Annotated in this window: 14 protein-coding genes; 12 read left to right on the forward strand and 2 right to left on the reverse strand. The window is 39.8% G+C overall.

Annotated elements, in window-relative coordinates; genetic code table 11:
* Positions 1-162 precede the first annotated feature (162 nt).
* Positions 163-1,539, reverse strand: a complete 1,377-nt coding sequence (locus V7077_RS05385) for a sigma-54 interaction domain-containing protein (RefSeq protein ID WP_420489614.1) — start codon at positions 1,537-1,539, stop codon at positions 163-165.
* 249 nt (positions 1,540-1,788) lie between these two features.
* On the opposite strand from V7077_RS05385, the gene pruA reads away from it, so the two are divergent.
* The 11 genes from pruA to V7077_RS05440 all read left to right on the forward strand — a co-directional run bounded on the left by pruA (position 1,789) and on the right by V7077_RS05440 (position 13,023).
* Positions 1,789-3,333 carry an L-glutamate gamma-semialdehyde dehydrogenase gene (pruA, locus tag V7077_RS05390; protein WP_335499119.1) on the forward strand — a complete coding sequence of 515 codons (1,545 nt, stop codon included), beginning with the start codon at positions 1,789-1,791 and terminating at the stop codon, positions 3,331-3,333.
* A 56-nt stretch (positions 3,334-3,389) separates the two neighbouring features.
* Complete coding sequence (locus V7077_RS05395; RefSeq protein WP_335499121.1) at positions 3,390-4,589, forward strand: ornithine--oxo-acid transaminase; 1,200 nt, start codon at positions 3,390-3,392, stop codon at positions 4,587-4,589.
* Positions 4,590-4,650: 61 nt separating this feature from the next.
* Positions 4,651-5,916, forward strand: a complete 1,266-nt coding sequence (locus V7077_RS05400; protein WP_215046411.1) for a Glu/Leu/Phe/Val family dehydrogenase — start codon at positions 4,651-4,653, stop codon at positions 5,914-5,916.
* A gap of 51 nt (positions 5,917-5,967) precedes the next feature.
* A complete protein-coding gene (locus tag V7077_RS05405) occupies positions 5,968-6,222 on the forward strand; it encodes a hypothetical protein (protein WP_335499123.1) in 255 nt (84 codons plus the stop codon).
* A 318-nt stretch (positions 6,223-6,540) separates the two neighbouring features.
* A complete protein-coding gene (locus V7077_RS05410) occupies positions 6,541-7,983 on the forward strand; it encodes an amino acid permease (protein WP_335499125.1) in 1,443 nt (480 codons plus the stop codon).
* Positions 7,984-8,073: 90 nt separating this feature from the next.
* The gene (locus V7077_RS05415) at positions 8,074-8,247 is read left to right on the forward strand and encodes a hypothetical protein (RefSeq protein ID WP_335499128.1); all 174 of its coding nucleotides are present in this window, start codon (positions 8,074-8,076) and stop codon (positions 8,245-8,247) included.
* A 253-nt stretch (positions 8,248-8,500) separates the two neighbouring features.
* Positions 8,501-8,848: a PadR family transcriptional regulator gene (locus V7077_RS05420; RefSeq protein ID WP_335499130.1), complete on the forward strand. Its 348-nt coding sequence runs from the start codon at positions 8,501-8,503 to the stop codon at positions 8,846-8,848.
* Positions 8,829-9,467: an HAAS signaling domain-containing protein gene (locus tag V7077_RS05425; protein ID WP_335499133.1), complete on the forward strand. Its 639-nt coding sequence runs from the start codon at positions 8,829-8,831 to the stop codon at positions 9,465-9,467. Before V7077_RS05420 ends, V7077_RS05425 begins: the two co-directional genes overlap by 20 nt.
* Positions 9,468-9,539: 72 nt before the next feature.
* Positions 9,540-11,000 carry a DUF4153 domain-containing protein gene (locus V7077_RS05430; RefSeq protein WP_335499135.1) on the forward strand — a complete coding sequence of 487 codons (1,461 nt, stop codon included), beginning with the start codon at positions 9,540-9,542 and terminating at the stop codon, positions 10,998-11,000.
* Positions 11,001-11,140: 140 nt separating this feature from the next.
* Positions 11,141-12,016 (forward strand): ABC transporter permease subunit, encoded by an 876-nt coding sequence (locus V7077_RS05435; RefSeq protein WP_335499137.1) that lies wholly within the window; start codon positions 11,141-11,143, stop codon positions 12,014-12,016.
* A complete protein-coding gene (locus V7077_RS05440) occupies positions 12,013-13,023 on the forward strand; it encodes an ABC transporter permease subunit (protein WP_335499140.1) in 1,011 nt (336 codons plus the stop codon). Before V7077_RS05435 ends, V7077_RS05440 begins: the two co-directional genes overlap by 4 nt.
* Before the next feature lie 78 nt (positions 13,024-13,101).
* Here V7077_RS05440 and V7077_RS05445 read toward each other — a convergent pair whose 3' ends face one another.
* Positions 13,102-13,893 carry a TIGR00266 family protein gene (locus V7077_RS05445; RefSeq protein WP_335499143.1) on the reverse strand — a complete coding sequence of 264 codons (792 nt, stop codon included), beginning with the start codon at positions 13,891-13,893 and terminating at the stop codon, positions 13,102-13,104.
* A 471-nt stretch (positions 13,894-14,364) separates the two neighbouring features.
* Here V7077_RS05445 and V7077_RS05450 point away from each other — a divergent pair, with 471 nt between their 5' ends.
* Positions 14,365-16,110 carry a SulP family inorganic anion transporter gene (locus V7077_RS05450; protein WP_335499146.1) on the forward strand — a complete coding sequence of 582 codons (1,746 nt, stop codon included), beginning with the start codon at positions 14,365-14,367 and terminating at the stop codon, positions 16,108-16,110.
* The last annotated feature ends 15 nt before the right edge of the window (positions 16,111-16,125 follow it).

Genomic DNA, 16,125 nt, shown 5'->3' on the forward strand with positions numbered 1-16,125 from the left:
CCAGCCCCGTACTCCCGCAGGAGTCTTCGCCGCCTTCCGCTCCAATCAACGTGCTAAAATCTACAACATCCTTTAACACAGCCAAAAAAATAAAAAAATAACGAACTCTGGCTCGTGAAAGTCAACGTTCGTTATCTTTAACCCCTCTTATGGCAGAGAATATTAATTATTTACCTCAAAATTTAATTTCTTTAATCGATACTGTAAGCTCTGACGGCTTAATCCCAGCAACTTTGCCGTTTTGGAAATATTAAACTCATTTTTCTTGAGTACATGCTCAATATAGGTTTTTTCAAATAACTCCAGTTGCTCTTTTAATGGAACCGTAACGTCCCCCGTTTCTTTCATAAACGTATCAACTGTTGAAAGGGGCATCATTCGTTCTTTCATCTGCATTTTATTTCGATACTGGTATGGCAAATGGCGGTACATGATAAAGTCTTCACCATCCATCATGATATTCATGGCTGCTTCAATAATATGCTCGAGTTCCCGCACATTTCCATGCCAATCATAATCGTAGAACGATTGTTTGACCTCTTCCGATAAACCTTTTACTTGCATTTGAAATCGTTCATTATATTTTTCTATAAAATGCTCGACTAATAACGGAATATCTTCTTTACGATCTTTTAAAGGTGGAACAAAAATCGTTACTACGCCAAGCCGATAATATAAATCCTTTCGCATCCGATTATTTGCAACTGCATCAATCGGATCCTCATTCATATTAGCTATGACCCGGACATCTACAGGTGTGTCCTTTGTATCACCGATCCTTCTAATCATTTTTTCCTGAAGGACTCGGAGCAGTTTTGCTTGAAGGTTCATATTTAAGGAGTTAATTTCATCAAGAAGCAATGTTCCGCCGTTCGCTTGTTCGAATAACCCTGGGGTATCCATAGCCCCTGTGAATGCCCCGCGTTTTGTGCCGAACAGAAGACTCTCAATTAAGTTATCCGGCAAAGCCGCACAATTCTGCGAAATAAACGGCCCCGATAAGCGATCACTGGCATTGTGAATACTTTGGGCGAAAAGTTCTTTACCCGTGCCGGTGTCTCCAACAATCAATACATAGGATGAGGTTCTTGTCGCACGTCTAGCCGATTCTATTACTTCTTTTATAGCAGGACTGGTCCCGATAATATGATCAAAGGTGTATTTAGTAGTCCCTTTTCTCATGTTGCCCTTTATTAAGCGTTCGAGCTTCGTTACATCATTAGCAATTTCCACTGCTCCCTGTAGTTCTTGATTAGAAAAGATCGGAATTGTGTTGTTAATTGTGGTAATTTCTCGTCCTTTATTATTAAAATAGGTCTGCTTTACGTTACTCGTTTCTTTTCCCTCTTGGAGTGCTTTTACTAGTGTACTAGATTGGTCATCTTTAAATATAAACACGTCCAGAAGGTTTTTATCGATAACATCCTGAAGATCCATTGATTCCATTTGCATCATTTTTTTATTATAAATAATGGTTTTACCAGTCTCATCGACTGCATGGACTCCAACATCGATCTCGTCCAATATCCTCTTATACATCCTCGTTAAATAGATCAAATCATTCTTTGATTTTTCCATTTTTTCTAATCCCCTTGTTCTTCCTATATGTATCTATTAAAGCAAAGAAAACATCTTAACGCAAAATAATTTTGCTGTTTTATTGAAAAAATTAAATTTTGCGCAAAAATAATTGGCTCTTACTACCATAAAAAAGCTATTTAACTGCAAAATTCAAGTTGGCACGGAACTTGCAATATACTTTTACGAACAACAAAAGGGGGAAAAACAATGTATCCATACTCACATGAACCTTTCACTAATTTTACGGAAGAAAAAAATATACAGGCTTTTAAAGAAGCACTTGCCTTTGTCGAAAGCGAACTTGGAAAACACTACCCAGTTATCATTGACGGCGAATCTATCACAACTGAAGAAAAAATTCAATCAATCAATCCCGCCAATAAAGAAGAGGTTATTGGCAGTGTTTCAATGGCAAGTCAAGAACTAGCTGAAAAAGCGATGCAAGCAGCATTAGCAGCGTTTGAAACTTGGAAAACATGGAGCCCAGAACATCGTGCCAATATCCTTTTCCGTGCGGCTGCAATGCTTCGCCGCCGTAAACATGAATTCTCTAGCTATCTAGTAAAAGAAGCAGGGAAGCCATGGAAGGAAGCAGACGCAGATACTGCTGAAGCTATTGATTTTATCGAGTATTATGCCAGACAAATGTTAAGCATTAAAGAAGGTGTAGCTGTAAAAAGCCGGGCAGGAGAATATAATCAATTCAATTACATCCCGCTTGGTGTGGGAATCATCATTTCACCATTTAACTTCCCGCTTGCAATTATGGCAGGTACAACGGTTGCAGCAATTGTCTCTGGAAACACGGTTCTTTTAAAACCGGCTAATTCCACACCAATCGTGGCTGCAAAATTTGTAGAACTGATGCATGAAGCTGGACTGCCAAAAGGAGTTCTGAATTTTGTACCTGGCAGCGGTGCTCAAATTGGTGATTACTTAGTAGATCATCCGAAAACTCGATTTGTATCGTTTACAGGTTCGCGCGAAGTAGGCTGCCGTATATATGAACGTGCTGCAAAAGTAAATCCAGGACAAATTTGGTTAAAACGTGTGATTGCCGAGATGGGTGGTAAAGACACCGTTGTGGTCGATAATGAAGCGGATTTGGATCTTGCTGCAGCTTCAATCGTCTACTCAGCATTTGGGTACTCAGGTCAAAAATGTTCAGCTGGATCCCGTGCTGTTGTTCACCAGGATGTGTATGATGTTGTCCTTGAAAAGGCGGTTGCGCTAACAAAAACACTTACGATTGGTAATCCAGAATTACAAGAAACTTACATGGGACCAGTTATTGACGAAAGATCATTCAAAAAGATCATGAGCTATATTGAAATTGGAAAAGAAGAAGGCAGATTAATGACAGGCGGCGAAGGGGATGACTCCAAGGGTTATTTTATTCAACCAACCATACTCGCTGACTTGGACGAGGATGCCCGCCTTATGAAGGAAGAGATTTTCGGACCAGTGGTAACTTTCTGTAAGGCGCGTGACTTTGATCATATGATGAAAATTGCCAACAACACTGATTATGGTTTAACAGGAGCGCTTATTTCAAATAACCGCGGGCACATTGAAAGGGCAAGACAAGAATTCCACGTAGGTAATCTCTATTTTAATCGTACATGTACGGGTGCTATTGTAGGCTATCAGCCATTTGGCGGATTCAATATGTCTGGAACCGATTCAAAAGCCGGCGGACCGGATTACTTGTTGCTTCACATGCAGGCAAAAACCACTTCAGAAATGCTCTAAATTGATAAAGCGAGGGCATCTCTTGATGCTCTCTACGAATAAAGGGGGAAACGAACATGACAGTTACAACTAAAACGACAGAAATTATTGAACAAACAAATAAATATGGGGCAAATAACTATCATCCACTGCCAATCGTGATTGCAAAAGCAGAAGGTGTTTGGGTGGAAAGTCCAGAAGGCAATCGCTATATGGATATGCTTAGTGCTTATTCAGCTGTGAATCAAGGGCACCGCCATCCGAAAATTATTCAGGCGTTGAAAGATCAAGCAGATAAAGTTACGCTGACATCTCGTGCCTTTCATAATGACCAGCTTGGTCCATGGTATGAAAAAATTTGTAAACTAACAAATAAAGATATGGCACTTCCAATGAATACAGGTGCGGAAGCAGTTGAAACCGCTCTTAAAGCAGCACGCCGCTGGGGTTATGATGTAAAAGGTATTGCTGAAAACCAAGCTGAAATCATTGCCTGCATAGGGAATTTCCATGGCAGGACTATGGGAGCTGTGTCGCTATCATCAGATCCAGAGTACAAACGTGGATTTGGTCCAATGCTTCCAGGTATTAAATTAGTTCCATATGGTGATTTAGAGGCATTAAAGGAAGCCATCACACCGAATACAGCGGCATTTTTAATCGAGCCTATACAGGGGGAAGCGGGAATCCTATTACCTCCTGAAGGATTCTTAAAACAAGCTTCTGAATTGTGTAAAGAAAATAATGTATTATTTATAGCTGACGAGATTCAAGTTGGTTTAGCTCGTACGGGAAAAATGTTTGCCTGTGACTGGGAAGATGTTGAGCCAGATATGCTGATTTTAGGAAAAGCCCTCGGAGGCGGAGTATTCCCAATCTCATGTGTTGTTGCAAACTCTGACGTTTTGGGTGTATTTAATCCAGGTTCTCACGGTTCCACATTTGGAGGAAACCCGCTTGCTTGCGCCGTTTCACTTGCTGCCTTAGAGGTTATTGAGGACGAACATCTAACAGAACGTTCACTTGATTTAGGAAAGTATTTCCTTGACCAATTAAAAGCGATTAGCAATCCAATCATTAAAGAAATCCGTGGAAAAGGCTTGTTTATTGGAGTGGAATTAACCGAAGAAGCAAGACCCTATTGCGAACAATTAAAAGAAGCAGGGTTATTATGTAAAGAAACCCATGATACTGTTATTCGCTTTGCACCGCCACTCATTATTACGAAAGAAGAAATTGATTGGGCTATTGAAAAAATTCAAACGGTTTTATCCTAAAAATATAACTCTAGTATAATAAGGGGTGGCATAGATGCCTGCGAATCAATTGGTTGATGAAATGTCAAAGGAACAACAGAAGGAACAAGAGTCGTTAAATTTATTTTATTCTACACAAACAGTGATCCGAAAAGCATTAAATAAGTTAGGGTATACAAACGAAATGTATGAGCTTTTAAAGGATCCGCTTCGTTTATTGACGGTTCGAATTCCTGTCAGAATGGATGATGGTACGGTTAAAGTTTTTACAGGCTACCGTTCACAGCATAATGATGCTGTAGGACCAACAAAGGGCGGCGTCCGCTTTCATCCAGAGGTGGATGAAGAAGAGGTTAAGGCATTATCGATTTGGATGAGTCTAAAGTGCGGTATTACCGATCTTCCATATGGCGGTGGTAAAGGTGGAATTATTTGCGATCCAAGGCAAATGTCTTTTAGAGAGCTAGAGAGACTCAGCCGTGGATATGTACGGGCGGTCAGCCAAATTGTTGGGCCTTCGAAAGATATTCCTGCACCGGACGTCTATACTAATTCGCAAATCATGGCATGGATGATGGATGAATACAGCCGTTTACGCGAGTTTGATTCACCAGGCTTTATTACCGGAAAACCCTTAGTCCTTGGAGGTTCAAAAGGCCGTGAAACAGCCACAGCAGCTGGCGTAACGATCTGTATCGAAGAAGCTTTAAAGAAAAAAGGTAAGGAATTAAAAGGTGCTCGTGTGGTCATTCAAGGCTTTGGGAATGCTGGTAGTTACCTAGCTAAATTTATGCATGATGCAGGTGCAAAGGTGATAGCTGTTTCTGACGTATATGGCGGTATTTACGATCCAAATGGTCTTGACATTGATTACTTGCTTGATAGAAGAGACAGCTTTGGGACATTCTCGCAATTATTTACCGAAACCATTACCAATCAAGAACTGTTGGAGATAGATTGTGACATTCTTGTTCCTGCGGCTATTTCCAACCAGATTACAGCGCAAAATGCTGCCAATATTAAGGCTTCGATAGTGGTGGAAGCTGCTAATGGGCCAACCACACTAGAGGCAACTACAATCTTAACGGAACGCGGCGTCTTGCTAGTTCCCGATATATTGGCAAGTGCGGGAGGTGTAACCGTTTCTTATTTTGAATGGGTTCAGAACAATCAAGGCTATTACTGGTCTGAGGAAGAAGTAGCTGAAAAACTAGTAAAGGTAATGACTAAATCCTTCGAAACGATCTATGAAACGGCCAAGGCACATCAAGTAGATATGCGCTTAGCAGCCTATATGGTGGGAATTAGAAAAGTAGCAGAGGCGTCCAGCTTCCGTGGCTGGGTATAGAAAAATATTTCGTTTGTCAATACGAAATTTAAAATATGAGGAGTGAACAACTTGCCAAGGATTGAAGAAACTGTTTACAGTCCATGTTCTGGTACCGTTGAAAAAGTATTAACTGAAAAAGACAGCCATGTATATGAATGGGAGAAATTGTTTTTAATTAGAGCTCACAACGGTAAAATTGAAGAAATTTCGATTGGCATTAGCGGACATATCACTTCGTTAAATGTGAAGGACGGCCAAAAAGTGGATGCTGAAACTGCCTTGGCAGTAATAAAGGATGATTTAATTATTACGGGTAGTGATTGATCGAGGAATCCTCTTTCCATTGGCTGGAAAGAGGATTTTTGCATATAATATGCAAAATTTTTATCAAAAATGCCAAAAAAATTGGCAGATCAGGTCAAAAAATGTTCACATATTAGCGTTTTTATATTTGGCACAAAAATTGCAATATAATGATTGGAAAAGTGAAAAAATTAAAAAGATTTTGTCGTTGAAAAGGATGGGGCGGCTAAGATCTTTATCAACAGAAAGTGAATTTCTGTTGAATGTTTCCTTTTCTAGATGGAATGGGATGGAGAATATTGTAAGCGTATTCTCGGTTAGATAAAAGGGGGAAACTTAATGAATTTACAAGAAAACAAGACCACACATGAATTAAAACGAACGATGAAGTCGAGGCATTTGTTCATGATTTCTTTAGGAGGCGTTATTGGTTCAGGACTTTTCTTGGGTTCTGGCTATACGATTAGTCAGGCCGGTCCAATGGGTGCGATTCTTTCCTACGTTGTCGGCGGCTTTATTATGTTCTTAACGATGCTTTGCTTAGGGGAATTATCGGTCGCAATGCCGGTTTCCGGCTCATTTCAAACCTATACCACAAAGTTTATTGGCCCTGGCACAGGATTTGCACTAGGCTGGCTGTATTGGCTAGGCTGGTCCGTAACTGTTGCATTGGAATTACTTTCTGCCGGTCAGCTCATGCAGAGATGGTTCCCTGATTCACCTGTTTGGATATGGTGTGCCATTTTTGCCATCATTCTCTTTTCCCTTAACGCACTTTCCGCCCGTGCATTTGGCGAAACTGAATTTTGGTTTTCGAGTATTAAAATTTTCGCAATCTTAGCATTCATTGTTCTGGGCGGTGCTGCTATGTTTGGATTGATTAGCCTGAAGGGTGGACAATCCGCGCCATTTTTCTCCAATTTCACGGCCCATGGATTGTTACCACATGGATTTACCGCCCTTTTAATTACGATGATAACCGTTAACTTTTCGTTTCAAGGAACGGAACTTATTGGGATTGCTGCAGGAGAAAGCGAAGAGCCCGAGAAAACGATTCCGAGATCGATTAAACAAACCGTTTGGCGTACATTGTTTTTCTTTGTCCTAGCCATCTTTGTTTTAGCAAGCTTAATCCCTATGAAACAAGCAGGGGTTGTCGAAAGCCCATTTGTCGTCGTATTTGACAGTATCGGTATTCCATATGCAGCCGACATTATGAACTTTGTTATCTTAACTGCGCTACTTTCAGTTGCTAACTCTGGCCTTTATGCGGCAACAAGGATGTTGTATGCGATGTCAAAAGAAAAGATGGCAAGTGATAGGCTGGCTAAAGTCAATAAACAAGGGGTTCCCTTTAACGCGCTTGTTTTAACCATTGGAATTGCACTATTATCATTATTATCAGGCTTTTTCGCCGAAGAAACTGTTTTTGTTTGGCTGTTATCGGTGGCTGGACTGGGTGCCCAGGTTGGCTGGATTTCGATTACGGCTTCACAAATAGCCTTCCGCAGGAAATTTATTCGTGAAGGTGGAAACGTTCAGGATTTAAAGTTTAGGACACCACTGTTCCCGATCTTGCCAATAATAGGGTTAACCTTAAATTGTCTGGTTTTGGCAAGTTTAGCGTTTGATTCTGAACAGCGTTTAGCCCTATATTTAGGCGTTCCTTTTGTCGTAGCATGTTATATAATCTACCATTTTAAAATCAAAAAGAACCGCGAATTGGAACGGGGAGCTGTACAGGAATTAAATCTAAATGAAAATAAAAAAATGATTATTTAAATTAAAACAAAAGCGTTTGGAGCCCTCCAAACGCTTTTGTTTTGGCATAAAGTAACGGAAATAAAGAATACTATGATGGAGGTGATATTTATGAAAGATTGGAATGAACAGTCAGCCCCCAATAATAATTTAGCTCCGAAGACGTTAAAAACAGGTGAATTTGTCGGGAAAGAACCAGATCATGAATTTTCCGAGGAATTATCTGATGGCGGCGAGCGCGATCAATTCATACAAAGACAGAAAAAGAATTTAAAAATGAAATAACGATTGGACAAGTGGCGAACATATCGTCACTTTTATTTTTTAGGCTGTGTCAGAGACATTGTTGAATTTTAACATAATAATTGGAGTGGAAGGCGGCGAGGACTCCTGCACGCACGCCGAGAGCAAAGCCGCTAGGTGCAGGAAATCCTTTAGATTATCACAGCCATATAAAAAAACGGTAAAACCTACTTTACAATGAAGCAAAAAAGCTATAGAATTTCTATGTACCTAAAAATTCTAGGTAGGTGAAAAAATGTTTAATCGTGAATTAGTAAAGGGCAGCACTTCCCTAATCCTTCTTCAATTATTAAATGAGCGCGATATGTATGGCTATGAATTAGTAAAAGAGTTAGAACAACGCAGTGACAATGGCCTAAGCGTAAAGGAAGGCACTTTATATCCTGCGCTTCATAAACTTGAAAAACAAGAATACATTGAATGCTACTGGGTGGAACAGGAAAAGGGACCAGCACGTAAGTACTATCGGATTACCGATGGGGGAAGAGACCTGTTAAGCGAAAAAACGCGTGAATGGCAGGATTTCGTTAAAGTAATGAACAAGGTAATAGGGAGATCAAAACATGGAACGGCCGAAGAGTGATTTTCTCAGACAATTAGATAAAGGACTTGGCAGCCATCAAGATAGGCAGAGTATTCTCTTAGAATATGAGGCCCATATTGATGAAATTCTGCTGGAAACTTCCGATTGTTCAACAGAAGAGCAAGTGATGGACCGACTTGTTTCAAGGCTTGGAAGCCCTTCGGAAATTGCCGCAATGTGGCAGGAAGAGTTGTCTGTTACTCCAAGTAATATGAAGTGGCTTTTTATCTTACTAAACATTGTCTTTTTTGGCGGCGGAAGTATAATAACACTCGCCCATAATCTTTATGAATGGAGTTGGTTAACGGCTCTTTGGGGTCATTTAACATCCATTCCAACTTTAATTGCCTTTTTATACCTGTTTTTTTGGGCATTGCTCGGTTACGAAATTGGCAAGGGCTTTGGACATGGAGGACGAAGACTTTTAAGAAAAACCTTCTTATTAGCATTGATTCCCAATATCGTACTGATGATTTTGACAGTATTTGAAATTATTCCGCATTCCTGGTTCGCTCCGCTTCTAACAAAAACCTTTATTATTGCTTGTATCATTTTCACGATAATTCTTTATCCGGTAAGCTTGCTCGGATACCGGTGGGGAAGGAATGCTTCGATATAAGCAGTTTTTTTTGCTTATATACCTAGTAAAACTATATATATAGAATTTCTATACTAAGGTGAGGGATAGACAATGGAAATAAACGTAAACAAAAAAGATTGGCTGTTTTTATTTTTATGCTTGCTGCTTGGGGTTTTAGCGGAAGAATCTTTTTTCAGGGGTTTAATTGGAATTTCTTATCTTATCTTTATCATGGCGTTTTATGCGGTGTTTTTTTGGAAATACAGACGTTTTTCCTTTTCCCATCAGCGCTTAGGCTATCTGGTTTTAATCTGTATTTGGTTATTAGCCGCGGGTTATGTATTGAATGAAAACATCCTTTTTTACATTTTGAATATCGTGGGGATACCAACATTGGTTATCTTTCATCTTGTGCTAGTAACCAGCCCAAAACATTTCCGTTGGAACCAGCCGACATTTATTCTTTATATCTTCAAAAAACTTATAGACGCTATAAAATATAATGCGGCCTTTACGGCATCATTTGGAAAATCTGCAAAGAACGGTGTTGACGATCATAAGCTGTTAATTTGGAAAAAGATCTTGATTGGGATTGTCATTTCTTTACCTGTTCTAGCGGTCGTATTGCAGCTGTTGATGACCGCTGATAGCCAGTTTGCGCTGATTGTTGGGGGGATTCCTGATCTGTTTCAAGTGGTAGATGCAGAAGGGGTCATGAGACTAGTTGTTGTTCTTATTTGTATGGGTGCTTTCTTTGGGTTGATGCAGGTGATGGTAAAAAAACAAATGGAAGCTATAAACCAGCAGGATTGGCAGGCATCGGTTAAGCTTGATACGATTATTTCGGTAACCGTTCTGGTCTTAATTAATCTGGTTTATATCCTATTTACGATCGTTCAATTTCGTTATTTCTTCAGCGGCAGCCTGCAAGGGGATTATACTTACGCAGAATATGCGAGAAAAGGTTTTTTTGAACTGCTTTTTGTGACGTTAATCAATTTATCAATCACCATCGCGGTTCTATCGTTTGGGGAAAGCGGGAAAAATGGAATCAGAAGAATGCGGCAGATTTTGCTGACCATTCTTGTTCTTTCGAGCGCGGTTTTGCTCAGCTCCGCTTTCCTACGATTAGGAATGTATGAGGAAGCCTATGGGTTTACCTTCACCAGGGTTTTAGTTCATTCCTTTATGATCTTTCTTGTTGTTATCTTTACCTATACATTGGTCAAGATTTGGGTGGAAAAACTGTCCCTGTTTCACTTTTATTTTATCACGGCATTGATTTACTACACGACTATAAACATAATGGATTTAGATCGAATTGTGGTAAAGGAAAATATCAACCGGTTTGAAGAAACCAGTAAAATTGATGCTTACTATCTCAGTAGTTTATCGTCAACCGGGGTGCTCGGATTAGTAGAACTATATGAACGCGATGAACCCATCCCTAAATTAGAAAAGATTTTACGTGACAAACATATCGAATTCCAAGCGGAGAGTCATACTTGGCAATCTTTTAATCTAAAAAGAAAGCGAGCTTCGGAAAAATTAAACGAACTTCTAATTAAGTAGTTTTTTGTTTCGTGGCATGCATAAAATATGCATGCTTTTTTTATTCACCGGATTTTGAATTGAGAATATTAGGAAAAATAGGTTACAATGTATAAAGGGAAATTAAGGAAAAAGCAAATTTATAAGGGATGGGGGATGAAATGAAACGGTTATTCCGTATAGTAATTAGGATTATGCTAATACTAGTAAGTTTTCTTGTTGTCTTTAATTTACCCTCTTTATTAGGAATCGGGGAAGACAGGGTTCAAATCCATATACATACATTTTGGAGCTATGTTCAATATGATTTTTATAGTCTTATCAGGATACATGATCCAAGATATTGGGAGTTCCTCCATACGGTAGATATAATGAAAAGCTATCGTTATACGATGACCATTTTAATGCTGAGTTTCATAATAGTCATCATTTCAGCCGTGTGCATGGCCATTGTTGTCATGCTTTCACCGCCTAAAATGAGGAACGTGTTAAAAAATATCATCAATTTTTTTGAGGGTGTACCGGATTTACTGATTATTTTTTTATTTATGTTTTTTGTAATAACCCTTTATAAAACAACCGGTTTGAAATTTTTACAACTTTATGGAGTCTTTGGGAATAAACCATATTTTGTGCCGACTATGACAGTCTCGTTTTTGCCCTTATTTTTAATGCTGCAATTTTTAATCAAGATCATTACCGATGAACAAAATGAGCCCTATGTGGAATATGCAAAAGCGAAGGGGATAGGGCAGGTCAGGGTACTGCTGGTACATATCATGAGGAACATTTTTCCGCTTGCCATTGTTCAATTAAGAACCATTGTCTGGGTGTTATTATCCAATATTTATTTAGTAGAAATGATCTTAAATATCAACGGGTTTAATCAACAATTATTAAAAGTAGTTTCTTTAGGTGGGAATATCACGACTCTTGTTATCTTTTTGCTTATGTTAACGAGTCCATTGCTGGTTATTGAGACAGTGGGCTGGTACTTATCGACAAAGATGAAAGGAAAGGAGGAAGCAAATCTATGAAAATGTTTCGAAAAACTATTATTGGCTTCAGCTTTTTGTTCGTCCTATTAATGCTTAGTCTTTTATACCCTTATTATGGTCCAAAGGATTTTAATCATCAGGTAATTGTTACAAACGAGCAGGGTGATGTTGTTGGACGTGCACCGTTTCCTCCTTCAGCAAAACATCTGCTGGGAACTGATCGAAATGGTGAAGATATACATTGGCTATTAGTATACGGGGCAAAGTTTACGCTTATCACAGCATTGGGCGTAGCCTTCATTAGGGTTCTGGTCGGCGGGGTTTTAGGCCTGATTCTCTCATTTTGGGTCCCTTTTTTAAAAAGCTATATACAGGATCTGTTTATAATTTTCCGTTACATTCCATCTGTCCTTTTAGGCTTTATTTTAATGCTGCCGATAGCTGGGGATTTTAATGTTGTTGCGATTTCTTCTATAGTCACCTATCAAATTATCATTCTCGTTTTTATTGGCATCCCTTCGGTAACGCTGTTTGCTTCAGATGTTACGGATGATCTGTTAAAAACGACCTATATACAAAGTTCCTATTTAATGGGGGCAGGCAAACTGCATATCATTAGGCGACAATTATGGCCGCATATCCGTTCGTATGGTATCTTGTTTACCGTTCAGCAGATTATCAGTACACTGCACATTACGATGCAGCTTGGCCTATTTGGGATGTTTTTAGGAGGCCGTAACCGGGCAGGGGTTATGGGGTATGATGAACCGCCAAAGCCAGCGACGTTATCGAATGAATGGGCAGGTTTAATTGGTCAAAACTTCAGTGAATTTATCCGGGCACCATGGGCGATTTTAGCTCCGATCATTAGCTACTTTGTGGTGATCGGGGTCGTAAATATGATTAAAAAGGAATTAGAGGAAAATTTAAATGGACGGGACGTACTGAAAAAGTATCGGAAAAGGAAAAAAGTAAAACAGGTTTCAGTCGAACCTTCATTAGGTAATGACTTTGAATTTGTTGGGCGGAGGAAGGTGGAAGGATAGCTGTTCATTTAGCCTTGCCTTTATGAACAAATGGAAACATAAAAAAGCAGGGTCCCTATTTCGACCCTGCCTGATATATTAATCTCCATTAAACATATCAAAAATTCCCCGTGCAAGACTGCCTTCATCTTTAGCACCGCCGCGTGATGGGGCAGCAGCAAATACTCTGCTTGCCAGCCTGCTAAATGGCAGGGATTGAATCCATACAGAACCTGGTCCTCGTAACGTTGCAAAGAACAAGCCTTCACCGCCGAACAAGGCTGTCTTAACTCCTTTTACAAACTGGATATCATAGTGTACATTACTGGTCATCGCGACTAAACAACCGGTATCTACTTTAAGTGACTGGCCTGGGAGGAGCTCTTTACGAACGATTGTACCTCCAGCGTGAACAAAACACATGCCGTCGCCTTCTAGTTTTTGCATGATGAAGCCTTCACCGCCGAAAAAGCCTACGCCGATTTTTCGTTGAAACTCAATCCCTACTTGAACCCCTTTAGCAGCTGCTAGAAAGGCATCCTTTTGACAAATAATTTTGCCGCCTAGTTCACTTAAATCCATGGGAATAATTTTACCAGGGTAGGGGGATGCAAATGAAACATGCTTTTTACCAACGCCAGTATTAGTAAAGGTTGTCATAAACAGACTCTCGCCTGTAATAATCCGTTTGCCGGCACTAAACAATTTGCCCATTAGACCGCTGCCCGCGCCGCCGGACCCGTCCCCAAATATCGTCTCCATATGTATGTCGTCTTCCATCATCATAAAGCTGCCCGCTTCCGCCACAACTGTCTCTTGCGGATCAAGTTCGACCTCGACAAACTGCATATCATCGCCATATAGCTTAAAATCGATTTGGTGGTTATTCATTCTGATCCCTCCACATGTAAATAAAATAAAAGCCTATTTTAATTATAAGAAATTTAGGAAAAAAGTGCTAATTTTAAATTTAACAAAACAGGGAGCATTATAACCTTTTCGCGCTATTCCCCATGATAAGTCAACACGGAAAAGCTTATGCTCTGCGTGTTTCCTTTATCACAGTCGAAGCGTTCCAGTCTATACGCCGCTAACCGTGCGATTCCGCTTTTCCATAAAAAAAGACGCCTGTATATACAGGCGTCTTTGCGTATTGAGGCGAAAAACCACACTCCACATAGTGTGCTCCAGAAAGGAATGTTTCTCGGCTTACACAACTCAGCTCATCGCTTAATCATTATAACACGATAATAATCGGAAAAACAAGCAAAACTTTTTAGGTAAACTACTTGAATATTACTCTGTATTCCTCTATATTCAAATAATCAGATATACTAAAATAAGACGATAAGAAGGGTTATTATGTTTATTGACAAGAGGTTCCAACATTATTCAGCAGGAAGTTTTCAAAAGGATTTGCTTTCAGGTTTAATTGTTGGTGTGATTGCTATTCCTTTAGGGATGGCGTTTGCCATTGCTTCAGGGGTTAAGCCGGAATATGGAATCTATACGACTATCGTAGCTGGGATTCTAATCTCTCTTCTTGGCGGTTCAAAATACCAAATCGGTGGACCAACTGGAGCGTTTATCCCGATTTTATTTGGAATCGTCATGTCATATGGTTATGAAAATCTTCTTATCGCAGGATTTATGGCGGGGATTATTTTAACACTAATGGGGATATTCCGCTTAGGCTCATTAATAAAATGGATCCCTAGACCCGTAACAATCGGGTTTACAGCAGGAATTGCGGTTACGATTTTCACTGGACAAATTGCTAGTTTTCTAGGATTAACAGGAATCAAAAAGCATGAAGAATTTATTCTCAACCTAAAGGAAATCTTTATTCACTTAGATTCAATGAATCTATTTAGTTTGCTTACGGCAGGGATTTGTTTATTGATGGTATTAGTAACGCCCAAAATCGCGCCAAAAATTCCCGGTCCGTTAATTGGACTATTGGTTTCAACATTTGTGGCTGCATTATTTTATCCTGGTCAAGTAGCAACAATTGGTACAGCATATGGGGAAATTCCTAGTACTTTACCACATATACATGTACCTGAATTAAATCTGGATACAATCACAAAGCTGCTAAAGCCGGCGTTTGTGATTGCGATGCTCGGAGGAATCGAATCCCTCCTCTCTGCTGTTGTAGCAGACGGAATGACCAATAGCCGACATAACAGTAATAAGGAATTGATAGGTCAAGGGATAGCAAACATGATTACCCCGCTTTTTGGCGGTATTCCAGCCACAGGGGCATTAGCACGGACTGCGACAAATATCAAAAATGGAGCAGTTTCCCCGTTCTCTGGAATTATCCATGGCATCGTGGTCCTACTCGTTTTATTATTCGCTGCCCCAAAGGCATCTTATATACCGCTTGCGAGTATGGCACCCATTTTAATGGTGGTTGCTTGGAATATGAGCGAACGAAAGGTATTTGCACACATTGCGAAAACAAGATCAACGGATTCAATTGTGCTTTTGGTTACCTTTTTCCTGACTGTATTTGTGAACTTAACAACGGCCGTTGAAATTGGGTTAGTGATGTCTGCGATCCTGTTTGTAAAACGAATGAGTGATGTAACTACAACGGCGAAGGCGCTGCCTAATCCACAGAATCGACAAGGAAAAGTTGAAACATCCATGGTGACAGATACCCATGATTGCCCGCAAATTAGTATCTTTAATGTAGAAGGCCCATTATTCTTTGGGGCAGCTCAAACATTTGAGAAGACTATTATGGAAACCATTAACTATCGCCCTAAAATCCTTCTCTTGCGGATGAGCAAGGTGCCGCTAATGGATACAACCGGGGAAGCAATCCTAGCAAGTATTGTGAAACATTTTGCTAAAAATGGTATAGTGTTGGTATCAGGATTGAATGCGCAGCCGGAAAGTGTTCTGAAAAAGACAGGTTTATTTGATTTAATCGGGCAGGACCATTTTTTTGAACATACAGGGGATGCCATTCAATATGGATTATCACAGATAAATGAAAATAAATGCCTTGGCTGCAAGCATTTTGCTTTTAGAGAATGTAAACAACTGTCAGCGAAAGAGGTTGTGGAAAATCGGGCAAAATTAACAGCCACCTTTTAGATAAGAGGAAGTGAT

Source organism: Neobacillus vireti (assembly GCF_036962465.1).
In the GTDB taxonomy this organism is placed as follows: Bacteria; Bacillota; Bacilli; order Bacillales; family Cytobacillaceae; genus Neobacillus; species Neobacillus vireti_B.

What these genes read in the sequence shown, in the direction of transcription:
- V7077_RS05435 (WP_335499137.1), top strand. Translation starts at nt 11,141, where the DNA reads ATGAAACGGTTATTCCGTATAGTAATTAGGATTATGCTAATACTAGTA.
- V7077_RS05430 (WP_335499135.1), top strand. Translation starts at nt 9,540, where the DNA reads ATGGAAATAAACGTAAACAAAAAAGATTGGCTGTTTTTATTTTTATGC.
- V7077_RS05410 (WP_335499125.1), top strand. Translation starts at nt 6,541, where the DNA reads ATGAATTTACAAGAAAACAAGACCACACATGAATTAAAACGAACGATG.
- V7077_RS05425 (WP_335499133.1), top strand. Translation starts at nt 8,829, where the DNA reads ATGGAACGGCCGAAGAGTGATTTTCTCAGACAATTAGATAAAGGACTT.
- V7077_RS05395 (WP_335499121.1), top strand. Translation starts at nt 3,390, where the DNA reads ATGACAGTTACAACTAAAACGACAGAAATTATTGAACAAACAAATAAA.
- V7077_RS05400 (WP_215046411.1), top strand. Translation starts at nt 4,651, where the DNA reads ATGTCAAAGGAACAACAGAAGGAACAAGAGTCGTTAAATTTATTTTAT.
- V7077_RS05445 (WP_335499143.1), bottom strand. Translation starts at nt 13,893, where the DNA reads ATGAATAACCACCAAATCGATTTTAAGCTATATGGCGATGATATGCAG.
- V7077_RS05415 (WP_335499128.1), top strand. Translation starts at nt 8,074, where the DNA reads ATGAAAGATTGGAATGAACAGTCAGCCCCCAATAATAATTTAGCTCCG.
- pruA (WP_335499119.1), top strand. Translation starts at nt 1,789, where the DNA reads ATGTATCCATACTCACATGAACCTTTCACTAATTTTACGGAAGAAAAA.
- V7077_RS05420 (WP_335499130.1), top strand. Translation starts at nt 8,501, where the DNA reads ATGTTTAATCGTGAATTAGTAAAGGGCAGCACTTCCCTAATCCTTCTT.
- V7077_RS05440 (WP_335499140.1), top strand. Translation starts at nt 12,013, where the DNA reads ATGAAAATGTTTCGAAAAACTATTATTGGCTTCAGCTTTTTGTTCGTC.
- V7077_RS05385 (WP_420489614.1), bottom strand. Translation starts at nt 1,539, where the DNA reads ATGTATAAGAGGATATTGGACGAGATCGATGTTGGAGTCCATGCAGTC.
- V7077_RS05450 (WP_335499146.1), top strand. Translation starts at nt 14,365, where the DNA reads ATGTTTATTGACAAGAGGTTCCAACATTATTCAGCAGGAAGTTTTCAA.